Below are 24,346 nucleotides of genomic sequence, written 5' to 3' on the forward strand. Positions count from 1 at the left end.
CCCGCCTCGCGAAGCGCGGCGAAATCAGCCGGATCAAGCGACCGGCGCTGCTGGCGAGCCGGCCGATCGGCCGCAAAGGTTTCGGCGATCGCCTTCACACGTTCAAGAACTTTCTTGGCATCCATCTCGCTTCTCCTAAAAAAAATCCTAAGTGAATTCCGAATTCCGGGGACATCATAAAGACATCGCTTCTCCCTCTGCACGGCCTCAGGCAAAAGAGTTGTTCCGGAGGTTTTAGAATTTATGCTATATTACGGATTATACGCAAAATAGTCGGAAGAAAGAAGGATGTTTTTAGATTTGGCCATCGCACGACTCTCCCAGGATTTCCAGCATATTTTAGACCTCTCCGCAGGCAAACCCTTAAAACTTTCCGAAATTATTCACATTCTTCATGGACGTGGAATTAACATTCTCCTCATCCTCCTCGGATTGCCCTTCTGCATTCCCATTCCGTTGCCGGGCGTTTCAACACCTTTTGGCCTGATCATTTTGTTCATTGGACTACGACTTGCGCTAAGGAAAAAGCCTTGGCTTCCCCAACATCTTTTAAATTATGAAATACCTTATTTAACATTGGCCCGGCTGATCAAGGTTGGATTAGCGGCATCTTCCAGATTGGAAAAAATCCTTTATCCAAGATTTCTGTTCTTCAATCGTTGGAAAGCGTTTAATATTCTCAACGGATTTCTCATTATGTTGAATGGTTTCCTTCTGTTCCTTCCGCTTCCCATCCCATTTTCAAACACGATACCGGCATGGTCTATTGTTCTTCTTGGAGCGGGATTGATGGAAGAAGACGGGATCGTTATTGTTGTCAGCTATTTCGTTTCGGCGGCCGCCTGGGGTTATTTGATCATGTTATATTACGCAGGAAAAACAGGGATGACCTTCTTCGGATATTAAGAACGGGATTTTCCGGGCTTGACCTAATCCCCTTCTTAACCTATTTATTTGGAACGGGTAATAAATGAACGAACCATTGATAATGGGTAATCATAACCCTTATAAAAATGGCTGTTAAAATTAATCCCATGACAACATAAAACCAACCGTTTTTCACCGCCTCCTTTTCCGTTACGTCAAACTCCATTAAACGATAGATCCTGATTTTTTTTTGAACAAGGCCGGCTCTGATCCCATAATAGATTAAAAAGATGGCCAGGCCGATTCCGCTCACAACCAATACAAAGGCGGTCAAAACGGCGCGTAAAATATTTAATAAACTAAGAAGCCATAAATACATTCCATTTCTCCCGATGAATAACCTTTACTAAAAGAGCTTTTTGCCTTTATATTCATGACGGATCATACACAAATTAGCTTTCAGAAAGAAGGGAATTTTAAAGTTTAGGCATCGGAAACTTCCAGCCGGGCACGGAAATCGATGGAAAACCCGGACTGCTTAAAGCATATTAAAAAATTATTTCTGTGATTTTAAGACATGAATGTCAGGCCGGTTATCTTCTGACAATATTTTTGGAGTCCACCTCCTGACAGGATATCTGTCAAAGAAGAGATTGGCAGGAGAATCCTTTAAGAGAAACGCTTATAAATTACTTCCTCTCAGGCTTATTGGTCAGACTTTTGATCACCTGATAGACCGCGGATAATTCACGAACTTCCATTTCTTTTAATTCAGTAGAAATCGCTTCTATATATTCTGTCTTTTGTTTCGCCTCCAGTTTTTTATCTCTAAATATGACCGGACCTTTAAAATCCAGAAGGTCTTTTACCGTCACATTCAGGGCTTCAGCCAGGATCTGGAGTGTCTTAAACGACGGCTCCGCAACGCCCCGTTCCAGCCGGCTGATATATTCAACGCTCAGATTAACTTCTTCCGCCAGTTTTCCTTGCGTGAGTTTAACCGTTTTTCGAATCTGCTTAATTCTCTTTCCCAGGTTTTTATCGATTTCGGCCATGCCCGTCTTCATGGGCTCATTATATCGGGTGCAACTTGACAAAACAGAACTTTAAGATACGATATTTAATAATTATTTGATGTTTTAGATTCATTTTAAAAAATGAATCATACTGGATCATGATCAAGGGAGGGAATCAAAAAATGGTTCAACATAAAAACAGAAGACCGTATTTCAATGGAAAAGGAATCCCCTATCAATGAAGTTAAAATGTCTATTTTGCAGTTCATTTCATGATATACCACTTGATATAGGACGAGTTTATCATTGCCCGTGCAGCTCGTATGGATGTCTCTGCTATAGAAGCGATCTGGATGAGCTCAAAAAAAACGCCGCGGGTTTTCTTGGCCTGAATTCTCCCGCCGAGGTGATCTATGATTACGCGGTCATCTTCTTTAGTAAAGATCCTCTTATTTTGCTCTGGATAAAAAAAGGCTCCAGGCAACCGGAAGGCGCAAAGGGTTGACCTTTTTTTTTAAAGTCGTATACTTTAAAAAACTCACCCTGTTAAAAAAATTAGAGGTTTTCTGAAATATGAACTTCGGCGTGGAAACGCTTTGCGCCGAGAGCGAGGGAAGGAGATTTTCAATGAAAAAATATGGAATTGCGGCGCTTCTTTCTGCCCTGATCCCCGGTGCGGGCCAGCTTTACAATCATCAGTGGTTAAAAGGAATATTGTTCATGGCGGCCGCCATGATTCTCGGAGGGGAGCTCCGGAGAAATATACCGATGTCGGCGTTTACCGCCGGAAAACCTTTAGCTCATTCGGGGCTCTTTTTGTTTCTGGCCGTTGTGGTATTGGGAATTTCGGCCTGGTCTGTCATCGATGCTTACCAAATCAGTAAGAAAAAAACCTCCTGATGGCTGACGCGCCTTCTTTTTCCAGACGTTTTCTCCTCAGGCCCGGAGACATTAACGCTTTTTTTGGGTTGATGCTCGATAATGTGACCCAACTGGTGTTAATGTCGGGCATTCTAATCGGGATCTTCGGATACCCCAAGGAGGTCGTCTTTTTAAAAATGATCCCCGGGTCTGTCATGGGCGTCTTGTTGGGTGATCTGGTCTTTTCGATCATGGCGATTCGTCTGGCCAGGAAATCCGGCAGAGCTGATATTACGGCCATGCCGCTCGGAATCGACACCCCTTCTTTATTCGCGTTTACTTTTGGAATCATCGGACCGGCTTTTCTGTTCCTTCACGATGCCCTTCTGGCCTGGAAAGTTTCCATGGCCATTATCGTCCTGATCGGATTATTTAAAATTGTTTTTTCCTTTGCCGGAGAGAAAATCCGCCATTGGGTCCCAAGGGCAGGGTTGTTGGGCCCCATCGCCGCCATCGCCCTCTCTTTAATTGCGTTTTTCCCAATGCTTAAAGTCTTCCACCAGCCTTTGGTCGGGTTCATCTCTCTCACCATTATCCTGATGACCATCGTCGCTAAGATTCGTTTGCCTTTTAATATTCCAGGCGCCTTTGCAGGCGTTTTAGCCGGCGCGGCGCTTTATTATTTTTTAATCCTCGTCGGCTACTCTCCTTCAGAAACTCCGTTTCATGAAAATTTTTGGAGCTTTGCTTTCCCGTTCCCTTCTGGTAATTTTCTGGGAGGACTCTCTCAAAGCATCCCCTATCTGCCCCTGGCATTCCCGTTCGCTTTAATGGTCCTCATCGGAGGGATTGATGTCACCGAAAGCGCATCAGCCAGCGGGGATGACTACCCGGCGACTCAAATTCTATTAACGGATGGAATCGCCACGCTATTTTCAGGGCTTTGCGGCGGAGTCGTTCAGACCACCCCTTATATCGGCCATCCGGCCTATAAAGGGATGGGAGCCGGCGCGGGATATACGTTGGGAACCGGTCTTTTTATCGGACTGGGAGGAATGCTCGGTTACCTTGGTTTTATTGTCAACTTAATCCCCGAAACGGCCGTAGCCCCTATTCTGGTTTTTATCGGTCTGGAAATTACTGCCCAATCGTTTTTGGCAACACCAACCCGGCATTATAAAGCGATGGCGATCGCTTTTGCGCCGGTCCTGGCCACTCTGGTTTTGGTCGAAGTGAATTCCTTGTTAGGGGGGGCGGGAATCAGGCCTGAAAGTTTAAAAGGGGGATCGGCCCTGACTTACGAAAACCTTTTGATTCTTTCAAACGGATTTATTATTACCTCCCTCGTCTGGGCTTCCGCGTTAAGTTTTATTATTGATCATCGGCTTAAAGAGGGGGCGATTTTTTTATTCGCGGGGGGCCTTTTAACGCTCTTCGGGGTAATACATTCCCCTTTTGCCAACGGAAGACTCTTTTTACCCTGGGTCGATGCCTCTCCGCTCTCCCTTCAGCTTAGCGGGGCTTATTTTCTTTCCGGCCTCTTCTTGCTCGTGGTAAAAGGGAGTATGAACTTCGCTAAAACAGGAAAATGATCCGAAGGATATTTTCCGTCTTTATTATCTTCATTTTTTTGAACTCTTAAAAACCGGAAATGCGCGGTCGCTAAAATCCAATCCATCTGTTCGTATTTCGGAACCCCGGTGAACCCGTGGTACGTTTCTGCCCCTTCTTTAATGAGTCCGCATTTTTCCCAGGCATTATGAAAGCACCCTTTGACATTGCCGATTTCAATCTTACCGGTCAAAAGTTCATGCTCCATGGTATGGCACCCCATATTAAAATCTCCCACAAGAATGGCCGGAAGATCATCGTAATTAATTTCTTTAATTTTACTCAAAAGTAAAAAGGTGCTCTCTCTTCTGGCCCAGGCCGATTTGTGGTCAAAATGGGTGTTTAAAAAATAAAACAGTTGATCCGTTTCTTTGATACGAAACAGGGCGTGCGTCACCATCCGCGGGTAAGCCGTATCCCAGCTTTTACTATCCGCGAAACCAGGCGTCTCGGAAAGCCAGAAATTTCCCGCTTTTTCAGGCTTGAAAAGATCCCGGCGGTAAAAGATGGTCGGACATTGCCTTTGAACACTCACCAGTTTTTGGGGATCAAGATAAGCATATCCGGGAGCCATGCTGGCAATATCATCCAGCTGATCTTTATAACCTTCCTGCGTGCCGATTAAAGCAGGCGTGTATTTATTAATAAGGTTGACAACCAGATGCTTCCGGTCTTTCCAATGATTATCAACATCCTCTGCATTCCGGTATCGCAGGTTAATGGTCATGACATCCATAAGGATTCCTCAGGAACCGGGCAAAACACCCAGAGCGCGAAAGCGGTCAAGGAAGGTAAAGGGGTCAATTTTAACCCCGGCAACTGTCGTCAACATTTTGTACATCAATTTTGGTTTTTTATGGAGCTGCCGGAACACCCGGTTTCGAATCCAGACGAGAGGTTTCAGGTCAGCATTCCAGAACAGGGTCAGCTCATCTCCCAGCCTTTCATAAACCAGCGCGGTCCCCTTCCTCGCCTGTTCGTAAGGGAGAAGGGCTTTGCGGCTGAAATCATTCTTGTTAAAACAACGTTCAAGGGTCGCCGCCAAAGCAACGGCATCTTCCATGGCCTGGTTTCTCCCCTGCGCCACATGAGGATTAAAACTGTGGGCTGCGTCTCCTAACAGCGCAGCGCCATCCGCCACCCAGGAGGAGGTTCTGATCCGGAAAATGGGCATGTAATGGACACTTTCCCAGGTAATATTTCTAAGCGGCTCTTCGACGACCGGGTCGATGGCCAGAACTTCTTTTTTCCAGGTTTCAATTCCTTTCTGACGGATCTCTTCCTGCTTATTTTTTGGAATTAAATAGAGAAGGTAAAGAAATGTCTTTGAAACGGGGAAAAGGGCCAGGATTTGGCGATTCCCGACATAATAGCGCGCATCCTGGTTAAATCCCGCCGGGCGATCTAAACGAACGGTAAAATATCCATCACGGTATTCATAAATCGAGGTTTTGATTCCAAGCGCTTTTCTCACTGAAGAACGGCCCCCATCTCCCCCGACCACCATTTTTCCTTCAATTTCCAAAGAGGAATCCCTTTGTTTGGCCACCATTCCGCAGACGCTCTTTTCTTTCCAGACTAATTCTTGAAATTCAGTATCCCAGAGAATTTCCACCTTCCCTGTTTCAACCGCCTTCCGGAGCAGGAGTTCCTGAAGATGATAAGGGGAAGCGATCAGGGCGTAATTCAAAGGGGAAGCAAGACGATCATATCGGATATCGCACAGGAAATCCCCGCCGGTTTCGTAAAAATGAAAAACCCTGGCTTCATATCCATGGGATCGAATCTCTTCCAATAAACCCAGTTTTTCAAGAATTTTAAGGCCATTGGGTTGGAGGATCTCTCCCCGCTGATGGGTGATGAGTTCCTTGTTTTTTTCGACCAAAATAACCTGGATCCCCCTGCGCCCTAAAATCAGCGCCAGCATCAGGCCGGCAATTCCACCCCCCGCAATGACCACATCTGTTGCCAGTTTACGTTTCATCTTTAATCCCCTGATGTATTAAAAAAAGGGTTGTGTTTTTTTTCTTCGGCCACCGTCGACGCCGGGCCATGCCCCGGGAATAGAACCGTTTCTTCCGGTAGAGTGAGGACTTTGGTTCTGACCGATTGAATCAATTGCGGAAAAGAGGCCGTGGCGTAGGCCCTTCCAAGGGAGCCGGCGAAAATCGCATCCCCGAAAAACCCAAAAGAAACATCGGCCTGTTGACACACATACCCCGTTCCTCCAGGCGTATGACCCGGGGTATGAAAAACGTTAAGGATCAAATTTCCAAGAGAAATAGGTTTCCCTTCTTCAACAAAGCGGTCTTTTCCGGAATTCCAGGATTTTCCCAATTGACCCGCCTCTTCCCGGCTGACATAAATCGGAACGTCGAATTTTTCCCGAATTTTATCGATGCCTCCCATATGATCGTGATGGGTATGCGTTAACAAAATATAATTTAATTTTAACCTGTTTTGAGAAATGGCTTCAATCATCGCCTCCGGATGGAAAGCGGTATCAATCATGGCCGTTTCTCTTGTCGAAGGGTCTATCACAAGGTATCCCTTGACCTCATAGGCGCCAATGTATCCAAGAATGGTTATGACGTTTTGAGAAAGGGAGGTCGGGGCAGGTTTGGGAACGTAACGATGAAAAGCAATATCCATAAGTTTGTCCGAATTTAAATGAAGGAGCCGGGCAAAACTTTCAACCTGTTCCGGCGTAGGGTTTCTTGCCAGAGCTTCGAGCTGGGTGATTTCCGTCTTATGAATTCCCGTCTCTTTAGAAACAAAATCAACCGAAAGGCCTAATCCTGCCCTGGCTTTTAAAATAATGTCGCCAAATTCGTCTTCTAACGTCATGCCTTATTAAATCCCGATTAAAGAAGGTAAGTTATGAGAATAGCAAAATAATCGTTTGTGCTCAAGCGAACTTCATGAACTTCATGATTTGAATTTGAACGGAGATACGGTCAGGAAAGAGAGATTTCGGTTGGGAGAAAATATTTCTTTTTTGAGTTACAGGCTTTACAAGCCGGAACGACGTTCCCTTTATTGTTTTTTCCCCCGCGGACAATCGGAATCAGATGGTCCATCGTCAATTCCGAGGGTTTAAATTTTCCCTGGCAATAATAACAAACACCGTCGCTTTTTTTTCGTTTCCACCATTGGGAGGCCCTTAATTCACGGGCCTTTTCTTTTTCTTTTTTAACCTCTTCAGGCGTAACCTCAGAAATAAAATAGTCTTCCATGGGTTTATTTTATATTAAACTTTCCATCAAATCAAATCCCGGCGCTTGATCGCCGTTTCAGTTTACCTTATAGTAAAAGGTGCGATGAGGTATTTTTGATCCATGCACCCTTATTTTCTATTTCCCCAGCCTGTTATTCAAATCATAGAAGAGCTTTGCCTGAAAGAATCGGGGCAAAAAACAAAAAAAGAGTTTATCCACAAGATTTCTCCAGAAATTTCAAAGCTTTCAGAGATTTTTAACCAACGGAGTCATTCTCATGTCCTGGGGTCGACCCTTCACTCCTCTCATTACCCCCTGGCCTATATTGCCTATTTCCTTCCCTCAAACTTTTTTAAGGTCAGTTACCTTCTTCTCGACTTCTTTCAGGTTACCGAAGCCTTAAACTTTAATTCCTGGAAGGGAAACGATCAAAATCCTCAGCCGATTCGGGTGCTTGATCTTGGTTCCGGCCCCGGGACCAATGTTTTGAGTTTCCTTGATTTTTGCGGAAGATTTCCGATTCCTTTCTTTGAAAATCAGAAAATCGATTTTCTTGCAGTCGATCAGGACAGCCGGCAACTTGGCTATTCGACAGCTCTTTTTTCCCGGTACCGTGAGATTTTGGAGCCCATTCTAATCAGCCGGAATATTTCGTTTGAATACAAGGTTGTCCAAAAGAAAATTAATCTTAAACGCCTTGATTTTAAAGGGAATTTTGATTTTATTTTCATGGGCAACCTTCTGAATGAGATGAAGCAAAACGGACATTCTTCCGAGGCACTGGCAGACTGGGTTCAAACCCTCATAGCCCAACTTGCCCCACGGGGGCTGATTTTTATCATTGAGCCCGCGCTTCGAAAAACGTCGAGAGATTTGTTAAGCCTCAGGAATTTAATTTCTGATAAACGAACGGCGTCGGTCATCGCTCCATGTCTTCATCAAGGCCCCTGCCCGATCATGACGCCAGAAGGGTCTGAAAAAGATTGGTGTCATCAGGAAAAAGAGTGGGAAGCTCCCGACTGGATTCATCAAATCGATGGGCAAATCGGAAACCGGAAAGATTCTTTAAAATATTCTTACCTGATTTTAACTTCGCCAGACTGCCAACCGGTTCACCCTGCCATCTTATGGCGGGCGGTAAGTGAAGTTCTTTCGACCAAAGGGAAAAATGAGTTATTTTTATGTAATGAATCGGGTAGACGGCGGTTTTACCTGTTAAATAAGGAAAAGAGTTCGACAAACCAATCTTTTTTAGAAATTAAACGGGGGGAACTTGTTGAAATTAAAGCGGAAAACCCATTAAACGGGACCAGGGTTTTCCCGGATTGGAAAATCCGCTCCCGCTGAAAACACCTTGATAAGTCATTGACTTTTTACCATTTTATCCTTTAAGATAAAGGTCATCTATTATTAATCCCTTATTAATCCTTTTCCCGAATCCATCACAGGAAAAACCACCGCAAGAGATCGTTTTTTACCCTTATCGGATCGTAAAAATTTTTGAGGAAAACCATGAAGTATGCATTAGTAGAAGTTACCCCCGTAAAAAAAACCTTATCCGTCGAAATTCCGCTGGAAGTTGTTTCTAAAGAAATAGCCGTTGCCTATTCTCAGCTTAGCAAAACGGTCCGGCTTCCAGGTTTTCGGAAAGGAAAAGCCCCCCTGGCTCTTCTTGAAAAAAAATTTCATGAAGAAGTGAAAGATGATGTCCTTAAGAAATTGATTCCTGATTATTATCACAAGGCGGTCGAAGAGTCAGGGATCGATCCGATTGAATATCCTAAAATTGAAAACATCGCGTTAGAAAAAAATACGCCCCTTTCCTTTAAAGCCACCGTTGAGGTACGTCCCCATTTTGATTTGCAACCCTATACCGGTCTTCCGATCAAAATTAAAAAATTAACGGTGACGGATGCCAACGTTGAAAAAAGTCTCCACTCCTTAAGAGAGATGCAGGCTCAACTCGAACCCTGTCCGGACGATCACATCATTGTAGAAAAAGACTTTGTCACGATTGATTTTGAGTCATTTATTGAAGAAAAACCGATGGAAGGCGGAAAAGCAGAGGGGTACTCTGTCGAAGCGGGATCTAAAGTTTTGATCCCCGGGTTTGAAGAAAATCTTTTGGGTAAAAAAAAGGGAAATAAGATCGATTTCAAACTTATCTTGCCTGAGGGGATCAAACCCGAACAGAATGTCGGAAAAGAAGCTCTTTTTAAAGTGGCAATCCGTGAAATCAAGAAAAAAATTCTTCCCGAAATGGGTTTGGAGTTTGCCAAAGATTTTGGATTTTATTCCGTTGAGATTTTAAAAGAAAAATTAAAGGAAGAACTGGTTTCCCGATTTAAAAAGGAAAGAGAAACCACACTTAAAAATGAATTGATAAAAGCCTTAAACAAACGCCACGAGTTTGAACTCCCGTCCAGCCTCATTACCCGGGAGCTCGTCCGTATTATACGCGGGCTAAAGGATGAGGACATAAAAAGAGAAGGGCTTTTGGACATCGAGTCGATTAAAAAGAAATTTGAGCCCCTGGCCCGTGAAAGGGTCAAAGGAGCGCTGATTCTGTATGCGATCGCTCAAAAGGAAAATATTAAAGTCAGCCACGATGAGGTGGAGGACGAAATCCATCTCATTGCGCGAGAATCCAGGATGAAGGAGGAAGAGGTCAAAAAAAATATTCTCGAGGTTGAAGGTTCGTTCAGCGGAATCGAATCACGGCTCCTTGAAGATAAGGCTCTGGTTTACCTGATGTCAAAGGCGCAGATCGAAGAGGAGGAATAACATTTCTATTTCATTTAAACAATAAGCAAAGAGGAGCAACTGGCTATGCCAGTGTGTAACGCGGGGTTCGGGGGCATTGAGAGTGAAGCGAGCAGGCCCCTGAATATGAATAGATGAAGCAACCGGCTTAGCCGGTGCATAACGCGGGGTTCGGGGGCATTGAGAGTGAATTTCTCGAAGGCCCCTGAATATAATCGGGTAAGGAGAAAAAAACAGACATGTTAGTACCGATGGTGATTGAACAAACAAGCAGGGGAGAACGTGCGTATGATATTTATTCGCGCCTTTTAAAAGACCGGATTATTTTTATTGGCGCTCCGATCGACGACTATTTTGCAAATTTAATTATTGCACAGCTTCTCTTTCTTGAGGCCGAGGATCCTCAAAAGGACATCAACCTTTACGTGAATAGCCCGGGGGGGCTGGTCACCGCGGGCCTGGCGATTTACGACACCATGCAATATATTCGACCCGATATCTCGACCATTTGTATCGGGCAGGCCGCCAGTATGGGAGCCGTCTTGTTGGCCGCTGGCGCGAAAGGGAAACGATTTTCTCTCCCCAATTCACGGATTATGATGCACCAACCTTCGGGTGGATTCCAGGGCCAGGCCACCGACATTGAAATTCATGCCAAGGAAATTTTAAAGATGAGAGAACGTTTAAATGAAATCCTGGTAAAACATACCGGGCAGCCGATGGAAAAAATCAGGTTAGACACCGAAAGAGATTACTTTCTGTCGGGTGAACAATCAAAAGAGTATGGCCTGATCGATGAAGTGATCGAAAAAGCCCCGCAAGATAAGAAAACAAAGAAGGAAGAGGGTATGTAATGGCAAAACAAGAAAAACAAATGGATGGTTTGAAATGTTCGTTCTGCGGAAAAAGCCGTGAAGAGGTCAGGAAGCTCATTGCCGGACCCACGGTTTATATTTGCGACGAGTGTATCGACTTGTGCAATGACATTATTGCCGAGGAGTGGGAAGAAGGAAAAGAAGCGGTTACCTCTAAACTTCCCAAACCTGCCGAGATTAAAAAAATTCTTGACCAATATGTGATTGGACAGGACAGGGCCAAGAAGATCCTTTCCGTCGCCGTCCATAACCATTACAAAAGAATCAGCGCGAAAATGGACCAGGATGACGTGGAGCTTCACAAAGGGAACATTCTGATGATTGGTCCGACCGGGACCGGAAAAACGCTATTGGCGCAAACCCTTGCCAAAATCCTTGACGTTCCCTTTACGATTGCCGACGCCACAACTTTAACCGAGGCTGGCTATGTGGGTGAAGATGTGGAAAATATTATTCTTAAACTTCTCCAGGGTTCCGATTATGACGTCGAAAGGGCGCAACGCGGAATCGTTTATATTGATGAAATCGATAAAATCAGCCGGAAAAGCGACTCTCCTTCCATTACCCGCGATGTTTCCGGGGAAGGCGTTCAGCAGGCGCTTTTAAAACTCATTGAAGGAACGATTGCCAATGTTCCGCCGCAGGGGGGAAGAAAGCACCCGCATCAGGAATTTATCCAGGTCAACACCCAGAATATCCTGTTTATCTGCGCCGGCGCCTTTGTCGGGCTGGACAATATCATTGAACAGCGCCGCAATAAAAAGCTAATGGGATTTGGAGCTGATATCAAAGGGAAACATGAGCGGAAAGTCGGAGAACTGTTGGTTAGTGTTCAACCTGAAGACTTGTTGAAATACGGACTGATCCCTGAATTTGTCGGGCGTCTTCCTGTCATTGCCACCTTAATCGACCTGGACGAAGCGGCACTGATCCGTATTCTGACCGAGCCGAAAAACTCGCTCCTCAAACAATACGAAAAGCTTTTTTCGTTTGAAAAAGTGAAGCTTCGGTTTACCGAATCAGCTATTTCGGCGGTGGCGAGAAAAGCTCTTCTTCAAAAAACAGGGGCCAGAGGCCTGCGGGCGATTCTCGAAGAGGTTATGCTCGATTTAATGTACGACCTTCCGTCCCTTAAGAATGTTAAAGAGTGCCTGATTACGGAAGATACCATCAGCGGTGCGGGAAAACCTGTTTTGTTTTACGAAAATGAAAAGGGAGTGAAATCTGCCTAAGGGTATCGGGGTATTTAAAACTACCGTTTCACTTCTCTGTAAATTGAATTTGGCGAGGACAAAACTCAAATCGATGAGTTTTGTCCTCGCCATTTTCGGTTTTTTTTTATTTGGATGTACGTCTCCTCAAAATCCATCCGAAAAACCCTTAAAAATTGGAATTGAGTCAAGTCCCTCCCAACTCGATCCAAGACTCGCAACAGACGCTTATTCTGAAAGAATCGGAAGCCTCATCTTCAGCGGTCTCGTCCGTCTGGATCCGGCTTCTCAACTCGTCGGAGATTTGGCTCAATCCTGGGAAGTCCAGGGGCGTTCCACTTATCTTTTCCATTTAAAAAAAAATCTCCGGTTCAGCGACGGTTCCCCACTCACCTCTGAAGATATTAAATTTACCTTTGAATCGATTCTCGACCCTAAAACCGCCTCCCCTCATCGAAAATCTTTTGAAACCATTGATCGTATTGACACTCCTGACCCCGGTACGGTTATCTTTTATCTTAAAAAACCCTATGCGCCTTTCCTCTTTAACTTAACCACCGGAATTGTCTCAAAAAAAGCGGTTCTCCAGGCAGGCCCTGAATATTCCTACCACCCGGTGGGAAGCGGACCCTATCAGCTTTCGGAATGGAGACCGGATGAAAAAATCGTCCTTCAGGAAAATCCTGATTTTTACGATTCCCCGCCGAAAATTAAAAATTTAATCATTAAGATTATTCCGGAAGACACGATTCGCGAAATGGAACTCCAGAAGGGGAGCCTCGATTTTCTGGAAAACGCCCTCCCTCCTGACTTTCTTCCCTTTCTTGAAAAGGATCCTCATTTTACCGTCATTAAAAACGAGGGAACCACCTATGGTTATTTGGGTTTAAATTTGCAGGACCCGATTTTGGCCCGGCTAAGGGTTAGGCAGGCAATGGCTTATGCCATCAATCGGGAGGTTATTATTAAAGAGGTTTTAAAAGGGTTGGGCAAACCCGCTACCGGGCTTCTCCCTTCAAATCACTGGGCATATGAACCTGACGTGGAAACCTATCCCTTTGACCCTGAAAAGGCAAAAAAACTCCTGGATGAAGAGGGCTTGAAAATCCAAAACGGGACCGATTCCAGGTTTAAACTCGTCTACAAAACCTCTCAAAACGACTTGGCTAAACGAATCGGAGAAGTGATTCAACAACAGTTTAAAGAGATCGGCATCCAGATGGAAATCCGGACTTTTGAATGGGGAACTTTTTATTCAGACATTAAGGCAGGGAATTTTCAGCTTTATTCCTTGCGATGGGTGGGTATCCGCGATCCCGATATTTATTTTGATCTTTTCCATTCTTCAAGCGTTCCGCCTTTGGGAGCCAATAGGGGACGGTACAATAACCGTGAAATTGACCGGCTGGTTGAAGAAGGGAGAATGACCCTGGATAGTGAAAAAAGAAAAGAAATTTATCAAAAAATTCAAAAAATCATCGCCCATGATCTGCCGTACATCAACCTCTGGACATTTTCCAATGTTACCGTGTTAAAAAATGGCTTGAAAGGATTTATTCCTGACCCTTCCGGCGGGTTTTATGGTCTAAAAGATCTTTATTGGGAAAAGAATCAGCGGTAAAGGTTTTTTAGGAAAATTTTAACAGATCGGGGTGTTCATTCCCGTCACTCCAAATAATCCTAATTGAGTAATGTTCCGGGCGGCCACCTGATGAAGCGTCGTACCTGGAATAATCGATGGGGAATCTAAAAAAATCTGCTTCCAGCAACTCTTTGACGTATCGAACAATCCTAAACGGAGATCTGTCTCCTGAATCCCATTTGGAATACTACTTGAATTATAAAATATGGCTACTCTTAAAAACTGTCCTGGAATAAGGGTTGTCACGACCTCAGGCGAAATATAATACCCCATGTCAATGCCAAGAGCAACAAAAGGCTCAATTTTAAATGATGTGTCGGCACTTAAGGCGGATTGAGAAATGGAGAGGGTTGCTCTGCCGTCCGGAGTGGAAATAATAGCGCCAAGGGTATGATTCACCAACACCTCTGTTCTATCAGAAATCTGAATCGGCATCGGGAGATTGGGGTCATGTCCACTAGAGGGATTTCCGAGACCACACCCTGTTTCAATTAAGAAAACCAGGAGAAAGAAAACGATTTTTACACTCGTAAAAAACATAGGATTACAAATAAGGGAGAGTCATTTCCCCTTCCATCAGTAATCCGTTCATTTTATCATATTCCTCCCTGGTTCCCAAGTCTGCCCAAAACCCTTTCATTTCTAGTCCAAAGAGCGGTTTTTGCCGAAGGACTAAACCGATATAGGTATCGGTAATAGAATGAGAAACTCGCTCAGGAATATCGTCCAGGACTTTGGGATCAACAAGATGAATCCCCGTAAACATTAATTTTTTCAAAGAGTTAGACATCCCGGCGCCTTTTCCTAAAATTCTTTGAATCCTTCCTGAAGAATCGATTTCAATGGCTCCATAACGGTCTGCCTGCGGGTCGTCTCTTAAAACCAACGCCGCCAGCCCCTTTTTTTTCTGATGAAACGCAAATAAAGAATTTAAATTAAAATCGGTCAGGATATCGGAATTGATCACTAAAAATGGAGCGGGTCCGAACTCATTTGCCAGCTTTTTGATCCCGCCGCCTGTACCCAGAATAACCGGCTCTTCTGAATAAGTAATCTTGACTCCGAAGGCGCTCCCATCTCCTAAAAAAGTTCGTATTTTCTCTCCCAGATGATGAAGATTAACGAAAATGTCTGTGATTCCGTAATATTTTAAATGACGGAGTGTATAGGTAATCAGAAGCTGGCCGTTAAGAGGAATCAACGGCTTGGGTGTGGTATGTGTTAAAGGAGCCAGCCGCGTGCCCAGTCCTGCCGCCAGAACCATCGCCTTCATCAGGCAAGCTCTGGAAGGTAACGGACAAGACTGGCTTTTAGCGCCTTTAATTCGGGATATTTTTTTAAGTTAAGGGATATATCCTTTAAGGCTTTGGGAACATATTGGAGGAAATTGGAGTTCTTTTTAACCAAATCAATAAAAACAAAACGGCCGGCGGCTTTCATATTCCGCTGAAGCGAGACTAAATCAAACACATATCTAAACTGCCGGCGATTAATCGCCGATTGTTCTTTTTTTTCTTTCTGATCGATATAAAAATCAACCAAATGGTCGATTAAATCTTCCGGCAGCGTCATATAGGCATCTCTCAGCAGAGAGGCCAGGTCATACTGACAGGGTCCTAACAGAGCGTCTTGAAAATCAATGACTCTCAGTTTTTCTCCCTGCACCATGAGATTTCTGGAATGGTAATCCCGATGAACAAAAACCGTTGGTTCCGAAGCCAGAATGGTTGAAATTCGGTTAAACGTTTCTTTGAAAACGACTCTGTCTTCCAGGCTCGCCAGGCCGCCGCCGTTTTTCTCAACCCCATATTCTAGAAAGTGGTCAAATTCCCAGACCAGCAACGGCTGGTTAAAGCTTCGCTCAAAGGCAACGCACGATTCGCTGTTGCTTTTACATTCTTGAATCCGGATCAACTCATTAATCGCCCCCTGGTAAAACAATTTTATTTGGGACCCCGGTAAACTTTTAACCGTTTTTTCAAACGTTTGGTCGCCTAAATCTTCAAGATAAATCAGGCCTGTTTTTTGATCATGGTAATAAACCAGCGGAACAGCCACGCCGTGAGAATGGAGGAATTTTTGAATGTTGAGAAATGGAAGTTCAGCGGTTGTTATTTTACCGCTCTCTTTTTCTTCCGATTGCTTAAAGGGTTCAGGTTCTGCCAACACCATCAGAACAACCGTTCTATGCGTTTGATCTTTTAAAATCAATTCCAGGCGGTAATAAGATCGATTGGAGGCGTCCCCCGCCAGCGGAATAATTTTTAAGCCGCTGGCTTGAGCGTCAACATAGGTCTGGGTTTGTTTCAACAAAAATTCAGGAGATAACTTCGGGCGGGTTAAATTCATGCTATAATTTTACATGAAATTGTGGAATAATTCCACACCGGATCTATGATGGGGGCTCGCGTCGCCCCCTTCACCGGCAAAGCCGGATGAAGCTTCCCCCTCTCGCTCGCTTTGCTCGCTGTAACGGAAGATTGAGAACCGTGGACAAGGCCAGGGGAGGGGGTGGATGAGGCAACACGGGTAGCCGTCTTTGACCCGTGACGAAACCCCCTTCCCTGGCCTGAATCCCGCTGCCCGGAAAACCGGGGGTAACCAAGGGTTGATCATGAGTAGATTTATTATCCGCCGGTTGTTGCTTCTCATCCCTGTTATTTTCGGGGTCGTCACGCTGGTTTTTTTTCTTATTCATGTGATTCCAGGGGATCCGGTCGACATTATGCTTGGAGAAAATGCCTCGTCCGCCGATAAAGAGACCTTGCGAAAACAACTGTATCTCAATGAACCTCTTGGTTTGCAATATTTGCATTTTCTCAACCGCCTTATTCATGGAGACCTCGGCCGGTCGATCCATTCCAATCGCCCGGTTCTGCCGACCATTTTAAACCGATATCCAAATACCCTTGAGCTCGCTCTTTTTTCAATGGTAATCGCGCTGGCCATTTCCATGCCGCTCGGAATCTTCTCTGCTTTAAAGCAACATTCCCCGGTTGACTCCGGCTCTATGTTTTTTGCGCTCTTGGGCGTATCCCTTCCTAATTTCTGGCTGGGTCCTTTATTGATTTTACTTTTTTCATTACAACTCAACTTATTTCCTGTTTCCGGAAAGGAAGGGATGCTGGATTTTGTGCTCCCGGGGATCACTCTTGGTTTAGGAATGGCGGCCATTTTAACCCGGATGATCCGCTCGAGCCTTCTCGAGGTGAAAAACAGGGAGTATATCATGTGCGCCAGGGCCAAAGGAATCAAGGAAACTCAAGTGGTAATTACGCATACTTTGAGAAACGCCCTCATTCCCGTCGTCACCGTTTTAGGACTTCAATTTGGCGGTTTACTGGCAGGCTCCATCATTACTGAAACCATTTTTTCGTGGCCCGGAATAGGCCGTTTAACCGTTCAGGCGATTAATGCCAGAGATTACCCTCTTGTTCAGGGTTGTGTTTTGTGTATTTCTCTGACCTATGTCTTTATTAATCTGGGCACCGACCTTCTTTACGCTTTTATTGACCCTCGAATCAAATACCAAAAGTGAAGCAACCGGCTTAGCCGGTGCGGAACGCGGGGTTCGGGGGGCATTGAGAGTGAATTTCTCGAAGGCCCATGAATTGAAATAGATGATTTTTACAAAAAATAAATTAGCCCTTTTTGGATTATTCGTTCTCGCTGTTTTAATTTTTGTTTCTCTTTTCGCGTTTTATCTGGCCCCGTTTGATCCGTCGACGCTCCATTTAGAAGAAGGCTTAAACGGTCCTTCCCGTCATCACCCCTTCGGACAGGATAAGCTGGGGCGGGATATTTTAAGCCGGATGGTTTATGGGTCGCGCATTTCACTTTTTGTCGGTCTTACTGTGGTTTCGATATCTTTAATTGTCGGCGTAACAATCGGCTCCATCGCAGGTTATTCCGGAGGCGTTGTGGATGAAGGGATTATGCGCATCGTCGATGTTTTTCTGGCATTTCCCGGCATTTTGCTGGCCATCGCGATTACAGCGGTTTTAGGCCCTAGTTTAAGAAATGTGCTGATAGCCCTCTGTTTAATGGGATGGGTCGGTTACGCGAGAATCATCAGGGGACAAATTTTATCTGTACGCGAGCTGGAATATGTTCAGGCTGCCCGAACAATCGGAGCCTCCCCTTTACGCATTTTAATCCGGCATATCCTTCCCAACATCATGGCGCCGGTCATTATAGAAGCAACTTTTGGAATGGCCGGAGCCATTACCGCGGAAGCCGGTTTGAGCTTTCTCGGCCTTGGAGTCCAGCCGCCCACCCCCAGCTGGGGATCGATGCTGGCGGAAGGGAGGCAATTTTTGCTTATGGCGCCGCATTTAACCACTTTTCCGGGTTTAGCCATAATGTTCACAGTTCTCGGTTTGAATTTTCTGGGGGATGGTTTAAGAGACGCTATGGATGTGAGACAAACGGGGCGCGAGTAATTTTACTCAGATGAAAATTCGGGAGATATTTGTGCTGGGCGATTCGAAGGAGGGTTTGAAGAACACCGGGGCTGTAGACATGGGCCTGGATTTCTTTTTCGAGATTATAAATGTCGGCCATAACAGGCTCTCCATTTTCCAAAAAGAGGTAGAAGAGATATTCCGAAAATGGATAGGTTTTGCTCGCCGTAAAAAACCGGAGGAAGATTCCGCCGGGTCTTATAATTAAAGTTTTTCGGGTAATTCCAACCGACGAAAGGATAGAGTGGGCGAACACTTCGATGGTTCCACCCAGGATTAAGAAGGAGAGGCCTCCCCCTAATAGATAAGATTCTTTTTCTTCCTGATGATCGGGAAAAAGCCCCATGATAATGAGGGAGAAAGGGAAAAGAAGCACGAAAAGGCTAAAGCAAAGAAAGGTATTCCGCTGCCATCTGGGGTGCTGAAAATTCATTTATCCCGCTTGATTATTTTAGTTTTTCCGCGATTTGTTTTCGATTCAGGGCTTTTTCCAGGCTGGTTCTCGCCTCATCCAAAAGCTGGAGATTATCACCGGCCGAAAGGAGTTTTTCTTCAGCCCGTGCGATAGCCTCCGAAACCTTTATCATGTCGATCTCTTCAGGCTTCTCGGCGAGTTCCGCTAAAACAATCACCCTGTTCTGGTAAACCTGCGCAAATCCCCAGCTTACAGCCACAAAAGACATTTTACCCCCTTTCCGGTAGGTTAATTCACCAATTCGAAGGGTTGAGAAAAAGGGGGCATGGTCGGGCAGTACGCCAAAATCGCCCAGCGTTCCCGGGGCAATGATTTCATCCACTTCTTCGCTGACGATTAATCGCTCAGGGGTAACAATATCTAAATGGATTTTATTTCCCATATTTATCCTAGGGGCTTACGTCGCCCCCTCCACCGGAAAAGCCGGATGGAGCCTCCCCTTCTCGCTCGCATTGCTCGCTGGGCAGGTACCCGCAAGCTTGATTGTGGGTACCTACTTTTTCTGGCTTAGTTTTGCAGCTTTTTCAACCGCTTCCTCAATGGGGCCAACCATATAAAAGGCTTGTTCGGGGAGGTCGTCATATTTTCCTTCAACTAATTCCTTAAAGCTTCGAACAGTATCCTTCAGCTTGACATATCGGCCTGGCGAACCGGTAAACTGTTCGGCCACATGAAACGGTTGAGAGAGAAATTTTTGAATCTTTCTGGCCCGGGCGACCAGTAACTTATCATCTTCGGACAATTCGTCCATTCCCAAAATAGCGATAATGTCCTGGAGTTCCTTATACCGTTGAAGGATGGCCTGAACTGAACGGGCCACTTTATAATGCTCTTCTCCCACGACCTTGGGATCAAGCACGCGGGAGGTTGAATCGAGAGGATCAACCGCAGGGTAAATCCCCAGTTCCGTCAGCGCACGGGAAAGCACCGTTGTGGCATCAAGGTGAGCAAACGCCGTGGCGGGAGCCGGGTCTGTTAAATCGTCAGCGGGAACATAAACCGCCTGAACCGATGTGATCGATCCTTTTTTAGTCGTTGTGATTCTTTCCTGAAGCGCTCCCATTTCTCCGGCAAGGGTTGGCTGATAACCAACGGCTGAAGGCATCCGTCCCAAAAGGGCCGAAACTTCAGACCCGGCCTGGGTAAACCTGAAGATATTATCGATAAAGAGCAATACATCCTGGTTTTCTTCATCTCTGAAATACTCCGCCATCGTTAATCCGGACAAACCGACGCGAAGCCTGGCTCCGGGAGGTTCGTTCATCTGCCCGTAAACCAGAGCCGTTTTACTTAAAACTCCCGATTCTTTCATTTCAGTCCAGAGATCATTCCCTTCACGAGTTCGCTCTCCGACACCGGCAAAAACGGAATACCCGCCATGTTCCTTGGCGCAGTTATGGATCAGCTCCATAATGATCACTGTTTTACCCACCCCGGCGCCGCCAAACAAACCGGTCTTTCCCCCTTTTGCATAGGGCTCTAACAGGTCGATGACCTTGATCCCCGTCTCAAAAATTTCAGTCGCTGTGCTTTGTTCTTCAAAGGAAGGCGCCGGTCTGTGAATGGGAAGCCTTTTTTTAGCAGCCACCGGCCCCATTTGATCCATCGGCTCGCCGATCACATTTAAAATTCTCCCCAACGCCTCTTTTCCTACAGGAATAGAAATGGGCGCACCGGTGTCCTGAACCGCCATTCCACGAACCAGGCCGTCGGTCGACGACATGGAAATGGTTCTCACTCTGTTCTCTCCCAGATGCTGGGCTACTTCCAGAGTCAGACGGATCTCTTCCTGCTGTTTTTTTTCATCAGGGAGAATTTCAACTTTCAACGCGTTATAAATAGTGGGAAGGTTCCCTCCGGGAAACTCAACGTCGACCACCGGTCCAATGACCTGGACTATCTTGCCTGTACTCATCTCTTCTCCTCATCACTGAATGCCGCTAACGGGCCATTTGCTGCGTTCTCGCTTCCACTCCTTGCGACCCACCTCCAAAAATATGATGGAGGAAGTCCCCGGAGGGGGCAACTGACCCCTTATCGATATTCAGAATTTCATTTTAGGGCTTCTGATCCGCCCACAATATCCATTAATTCCTTTGTAATGGCCGCCTGCCGGGTCTTATTGTAAACCAGGCTCAGCCGGTTAATCATATCTTTGGCATTTCTCGTCGCGGAATCCATCGCCATCATTCTGGATCCTTGTTCACTGGCGGCTGACTCCAAAAGGCCCCTGAAAATCTGAACTTCAACATATCTGGGGAGAAGGGTTTCTAAAACCTCTTCTTCCGCGGGCTCATAAATAAAAGCGCCCTCGCTTTCGTTTTCACCCTGTTGAAAGTCTCCGATAGGGAAAAGCCTTTCGGTGACAATTTTGGTTTGAATGGCAGATCGAAATTCCCCATACACCATGTGAACTTCGTCAAAGGCCCCGCTCAGATAGGCTCCCACAAGTTCCTTCCCGATTTCAGCGGCACGTTCATAGCTGACCCGGTCAGAAAAACCAACCCACTCTTTTCTGATATCGACCACCCGTCGTTTAAAAAAATCCCGTCCTTTTCGACCGATGACATTGACCGAAATTTCCGGCGTCGTGCTCTTCAATTCTCTTAACGTTTCGACCGCCCGACGTAAAATATTCGTGTTAAAACCTCCGCACAACCCGCGGTCGGAGGTCATCACAATGACCTCGATTTTTTTAACCGGACGCTTTTGAAGCAGCGGATGATATTCCCGATTGGTTTTAGCCCCCAGAGCCCCCAGCACTTCTGCCATTTTTTTAGCATAGGGACGCGCCGTCAAAACCCGCTCCTGTGCGCGGCGGAGTTTGGACGCTGACACGAGTTTCATCGCCTTGGTAATCTTTTGGGTATTTTTTACCGAAGCGATTCTTCGACGAATACTTTGTAAACTGGGCATGATCCTTTAACCTGACTTTTTTTGGGCGAACCGCTGGATCGCCTCTGCAAATTTAAATTGAAAAATATTTTTTAAATTCTTCTATTACCTTTTTTATTTTTTGAGTCAGCTCCTGATCCAATGCTTTTTTCTGAACCAGCTCATCTCTCAGCCCTTTATGATTTTTTTCGATATAAGCTAGTAGCTCTTCCTGAAATAGACGAATTTTATCAACCGGGAGATCATCCAGGTAACCGTTAACCCCGGCAAAAATCTCAATAACCTGAAGTTCTGTTGGAAGAGGCTTGTATTGATCCTGTTTTAAAAGCTCAACCATCCGCACCCCCCTGGCCAACTGAGCCTGAGTGGTTTTATCCAAATCCGAGCCAAACTGGGCAAAGGCCGCCATTTCCCGGTATTGAGCCAGGTCCAGGCGAAGCGTTCCGGAAACCTGCTTCATCCCTTTAATCTGAGCCGCCCCTCCCACGCGGGAAACCGAAAGACCGACGTTAATAGCGGGTCGAATCCCTGAATAAAAGAGATCGCTCGCCAGATAAATTTGTCCGTCGGTAATGGAAATCACGTTGGTCGGTATATAGGCAGAAACGTCCCCGGCCAGGGTTTCAATAATCGGAAGCGCCGTAAGAGACCCGCCCCCTTTTTCCTGACTTAATTTGGCCGCCCTTTCCAAAAGTCGGGAATGAAGATAAAATACATCGCCGGGAAAAGCTTCGCGCCCCGGAGGTCTTCTTAACAACAAAGAAAGCTGACGATAAGCCACCGCATGCTTTGAAAGGTCATCATAAATGATCAGGGCATGGCGTCCAATATCCCTAAAATACTCTCCCATGGTGGCCCCGCTGTAGGGCGCCAAAAACTGTAAGGACGCGGGATCGCTGGCGCTGGCTGTCACCACAATAGAATATTCCATCGCGCCAAAATCCTCGAGGGTTTTCACCACCCGCGCAACGGTCGATTTTTTTTGCCCGATGGCCACATAGAGGCAGACCATGTTTTGACCTTTTTGATTTAAAATCGTATCGACCGCAATGGCGGTTTTCCCCGTTTGCCGGTCGCCGATAATGAGCTCTCTTTGTCCCCGTCCAATAGGGATCATCGCGTCAATCGCCTTGATTCCGGTTTGCATCGGCTCTTTCACCGATTGACGCTCAACAATTCCGGGCGCCGCCACTTCGATCTTTCTTCTCTGTTTTGAAACAATGGCTCCTTTACCATCCAACGGTTCCCCAAGGGGGTTCACAACCCGTCCGATCAGGGCTTCGCCTACTGGAATTTCGGCAATTCGTCCGGTTCTTTTGACCTTGTCCCCTTCTCTGATTTTCTGATCATCTCCCAGGATCACCACGCCGACATTATCTTCTTCGAGGTTAAGAACAATTCCATAAATTCCGTTGGAGAAATCGAGAAGCTCTCCGGTCATGGCTTGTTCCAATCCGTAAATTTTTGCGATACCGTCTCCCACCTGAAGAACAGAGCCAATTTCCGCGATATCCACGGCGTGGTCAAACTCTTTGATCTGCTGTTTAATAATCTCTGTAATTTCTTCAGCTTTTATTTGCATTTAAATCTCCCCTTCGAACTCTTTTGCGGAATAGTTTCCACAACATGATCAATCTTTTTTTACCCTGTTAAACTGCCTTTTAAATGTGCCAGCTTCATTTGAAGAGTGGCGTCAAAAACTTGAGATCCGATCTGCATCGTCATTCCACCGAGAATTTCGGGGGAGGTTTTCACGGTTAAAGAAATCGGTCGTTGCAGAATGTTTTCAAATTTTTTAGTAAATGTATTGATTTGACCCGCAGATAACGCCACCGGCACCGTCAAGACTAGCGGCGTGGTTTTTGCCAAACCCGCCCTTAGCGACTGAATCTCCACGATGATTTCGGGAAGATAAACCAGCTTATTTTTTTTAACTAAAAGCGAAAAAAAATTTTTAGTAAACTTGACGGCCAGGGACGGAATTTCCCGTTTTACCTGGGAATCCACAACCTTCAGCAACACCGCTTTCCTGGTTTCCATTCCATAGGAAGGGTTAAATAAAATATTTTTAAACACGGGATTGGCAGGAATCGTTTCAGAAATGTCTTTTGCCAAATCAAGGGCTTTTAAAAAGGAGGGATCCGAACTTGATGGAGCATAAATGAGATTAAAAAAGGCTTTCGCGTATCTTTTCGCAACGATATTTTTCAGCAAAGGAATTCCTTATTCAATAATTTTGTAACGTCCGGCTAAATAAATTTGAAAAGCTAGCATGGTTTGGCCCCTTAAGTCAACCCCTTGTCCGAACCCGGGTGTGAGACAAATTTATGGGTAAATATTGACTTTTCCTTTTTTTTGGCCTATTATCTGATTGTTATATAACACTCAGATAAGGAGGTCCCATGGAAAAATCTCTGGAAGAGCTCGAAGCCCAAAGACAAGGCCTCTA

Annotated in this window: 25 protein-coding genes; 10 read left to right on the top strand and 15 right to left on the bottom strand. The window is 45.5% G+C overall.

Annotation, left to right across the window (positions count from 1 at the left end):
- Positions 1–288: 288 nt before the first annotated feature.
- On the top strand, positions 289–906 hold the full coding sequence (locus tag HYR79_00475; GenBank protein ID MBI1820161.1) for an exopolysaccharide biosynthesis protein: 618 nt from the start codon (positions 289–291) through the stop codon (positions 904–906).
- Between the two features lie 40 nt (positions 907–946).
- Here the strand turns inward: HYR79_00475 and HYR79_00480 are convergent, their stop codons facing one another.
- On the bottom strand, positions 947–1,246 hold the full coding sequence (locus tag HYR79_00480) for a hypothetical protein (GenBank protein MBI1820162.1): 300 nt from the start codon (positions 1,244–1,246) through the stop codon (positions 947–949).
- Positions 1,247–1,556: 310 nt separating this feature from the next.
- Positions 1,557–1,934: a helix-turn-helix transcriptional regulator gene (locus HYR79_00485; protein MBI1820163.1), complete on the bottom strand. Its 378-nt coding sequence runs from the start codon at positions 1,932–1,934 to the stop codon at positions 1,557–1,559.
- A gap of 576 nt (positions 1,935–2,510) precedes the next feature.
- Between HYR79_00485 and HYR79_00490 the strand changes: the two genes are divergently transcribed.
- Both HYR79_00490 and HYR79_00495 read left to right on the top strand, forming a co-directional pair.
- Positions 2,511–2,783 carry a hypothetical protein gene (locus tag HYR79_00490; protein MBI1820164.1) on the top strand — a complete coding sequence of 91 codons (273 nt, stop codon included), beginning with the start codon at positions 2,511–2,513 and terminating at the stop codon, positions 2,781–2,783.
- Positions 2,783–4,336, top strand: a complete 1,554-nt coding sequence (locus tag HYR79_00495) for an MFS transporter (protein ID MBI1820165.1) — start codon at positions 2,783–2,785, stop codon at positions 4,334–4,336. Before HYR79_00490 ends, HYR79_00495 begins: the two co-directional genes overlap by 1 nt.
- On the opposite strand, the gene HYR79_00500 is transcribed toward HYR79_00495, so the two are convergent.
- From HYR79_00500 to HYR79_00515, 4 genes are all read right to left on the bottom strand, one after another.
- Positions 4,267–5,091, bottom strand: coding sequence for an endonuclease/exonuclease/phosphatase family protein (locus HYR79_00500; GenBank protein MBI1820166.1), 825 nt, complete (start codon positions 5,089–5,091; stop codon positions 4,267–4,269). The two genes, HYR79_00495 and HYR79_00500, sit on opposite strands and share 70 nt — an antisense overlap.
- A gap of 9 nt (positions 5,092–5,100) precedes the next feature.
- Positions 5,101–6,339 carry an FAD-dependent monooxygenase gene (locus HYR79_00505; protein ID MBI1820167.1) on the bottom strand — a complete coding sequence of 413 codons (1,239 nt, stop codon included), beginning with the start codon at positions 6,337–6,339 and terminating at the stop codon, positions 5,101–5,103.
- A 2-nt stretch (positions 6,340–6,341) separates the two neighbouring features.
- A complete protein-coding gene (locus HYR79_00510; GenBank protein ID MBI1820168.1) occupies positions 6,342–7,202 on the bottom strand; it encodes an MBL fold metallo-hydrolase in 861 nt (286 codons plus the stop codon).
- 110 nt (positions 7,203–7,312) lie between these two features.
- Complete coding sequence (locus tag HYR79_00515; protein ID MBI1820169.1) at positions 7,313–7,591, bottom strand: HNH endonuclease; 279 nt, start codon at positions 7,589–7,591, stop codon at positions 7,313–7,315.
- A gap of 102 nt (positions 7,592–7,693) precedes the next feature.
- Here HYR79_00515 and HYR79_00520 point away from each other — a divergent pair, with 102 nt between their 5' ends.
- The 5 genes from HYR79_00520 to HYR79_00540 all read left to right on the top strand — a co-directional run bounded on the left by HYR79_00520 (position 7,694) and on the right by HYR79_00540 (position 14,043).
- Positions 7,694–8,920, top strand: coding sequence for a hypothetical protein (locus HYR79_00520; GenBank protein MBI1820170.1), 1,227 nt, complete (start codon positions 7,694–7,696; stop codon positions 8,918–8,920).
- Positions 8,921–9,085: 165 nt separating this feature from the next.
- On the top strand, positions 9,086–10,357 hold the full coding sequence (gene tig / locus HYR79_00525) for a trigger factor (GenBank protein ID MBI1820171.1): 1,272 nt from the start codon (positions 9,086–9,088) through the stop codon (positions 10,355–10,357).
- 218 nt (positions 10,358–10,575) lie between these two features.
- Entirely contained in the window at positions 10,576–11,190 is a 615-nt protein-coding gene (gene clpP, locus HYR79_00530) for an ATP-dependent Clp endopeptidase proteolytic subunit ClpP (protein ID MBI1820172.1), read from the top strand.
- On the top strand, positions 11,190–12,443 hold the full coding sequence (gene clpX / locus HYR79_00535; GenBank protein ID MBI1820173.1) for an ATP-dependent Clp protease ATP-binding subunit ClpX: 1,254 nt from the start codon (positions 11,190–11,192) through the stop codon (positions 12,441–12,443). The genes clpP and clpX overlap by 1 nt, the downstream gene beginning before the upstream one ends.
- A 73-nt stretch (positions 12,444–12,516) precedes the next feature.
- Positions 12,517–14,043, top strand: coding sequence for an ABC transporter substrate-binding protein (locus tag HYR79_00540; GenBank protein MBI1820174.1), 1,527 nt, complete (start codon positions 12,517–12,519; stop codon positions 14,041–14,043).
- A gap of 18 nt (positions 14,044–14,061) precedes the next feature.
- Here the strand turns inward: HYR79_00540 and HYR79_00545 are convergent, their stop codons facing one another.
- The 3 genes from HYR79_00545 to HYR79_00555 are packed head-to-tail and all read right to left on the bottom strand — an operon-like array spanning position 14,062 to position 16,413.
- Complete coding sequence (locus HYR79_00545) at positions 14,062–14,604, bottom strand: hypothetical protein (protein MBI1820175.1); 543 nt, start codon at positions 14,602–14,604, stop codon at positions 14,062–14,064.
- 4 nt (positions 14,605–14,608) lie between these two features.
- Positions 14,609–15,337: a nucleotidyltransferase family protein gene (locus HYR79_00550; protein ID MBI1820176.1), complete on the bottom strand. Its 729-nt coding sequence runs from the start codon at positions 15,335–15,337 to the stop codon at positions 14,609–14,611.
- On the bottom strand, positions 15,337–16,413 hold the full coding sequence (locus HYR79_00555) for a phosphotransferase (protein MBI1820177.1): 1,077 nt from the start codon (positions 16,411–16,413) through the stop codon (positions 15,337–15,339). The genes HYR79_00550 and HYR79_00555 overlap by 1 nt, the downstream gene beginning before the upstream one ends.
- A gap of 265 nt (positions 16,414–16,678) precedes the next feature.
- On the opposite strand from HYR79_00555, the gene HYR79_00560 reads away from it, so the two are divergent.
- Both HYR79_00560 and HYR79_00565 read left to right on the top strand, forming a co-directional pair.
- Positions 16,679–17,602: an ABC transporter permease gene (locus tag HYR79_00560; GenBank protein MBI1820178.1), complete on the top strand. Its 924-nt coding sequence runs from the start codon at positions 16,679–16,681 to the stop codon at positions 17,600–17,602.
- A gap of 82 nt (positions 17,603–17,684) precedes the next feature.
- Positions 17,685–18,506 carry an ABC transporter permease gene (locus HYR79_00565; GenBank protein MBI1820179.1) on the top strand — a complete coding sequence of 274 codons (822 nt, stop codon included), beginning with the start codon at positions 17,685–17,687 and terminating at the stop codon, positions 18,504–18,506.
- On the opposite strand, the gene HYR79_00570 is transcribed toward HYR79_00565, so the two are convergent.
- From HYR79_00570 to atpH, 6 genes are all read right to left on the bottom strand, one after another.
- On the bottom strand, positions 18,475–18,960 hold the full coding sequence (locus HYR79_00570) for a hypothetical protein (GenBank protein ID MBI1820180.1): 486 nt from the start codon (positions 18,958–18,960) through the stop codon (positions 18,475–18,477). The genes HYR79_00565 and HYR79_00570 overlap by 32 nt on opposite strands.
- Positions 18,961–18,973: 13 nt before the next feature.
- Entirely contained in the window at positions 18,974–19,384 is a 411-nt protein-coding gene (locus HYR79_00575; protein ID MBI1820181.1) for a F0F1 ATP synthase subunit epsilon, read from the bottom strand.
- 111 nt (positions 19,385–19,495) lie between these two features.
- Complete coding sequence (gene atpD / locus HYR79_00580) at positions 19,496–20,917, bottom strand: F0F1 ATP synthase subunit beta (protein MBI1820182.1); 1,422 nt, start codon at positions 20,915–20,917, stop codon at positions 19,496–19,498.
- A 137-nt stretch (positions 20,918–21,054) separates the two neighbouring features.
- A complete protein-coding gene (atpG, locus tag HYR79_00585) occupies positions 21,055–21,918 on the bottom strand; it encodes an ATP synthase F1 subunit gamma (GenBank protein MBI1820183.1) in 864 nt (287 codons plus the stop codon).
- Between the two features lie 52 nt (positions 21,919–21,970).
- Positions 21,971–23,479 (bottom strand): F0F1 ATP synthase subunit alpha, encoded by a 1,509-nt coding sequence (locus HYR79_00590; protein ID MBI1820184.1) that lies wholly within the window; start codon positions 23,477–23,479, stop codon positions 21,971–21,973.
- Positions 23,480–23,538: 59 nt separating this feature from the next.
- Entirely contained in the window at positions 23,539–24,111 is a 573-nt protein-coding gene (gene atpH, locus HYR79_00595; protein MBI1820185.1) for an ATP synthase F1 subunit delta, read from the bottom strand.
- Positions 24,112–24,346 lie beyond the last annotated feature (235 nt).

The sequence above is a fragment of the Nitrospirota bacterium genome, from assembly GCA_016178585.1.
In the GTDB taxonomy this organism is placed as follows: domain Bacteria; phylum Nitrospirota; class Nitrospiria; order JACQBW01; family JACQBW01; genus JACOTA01.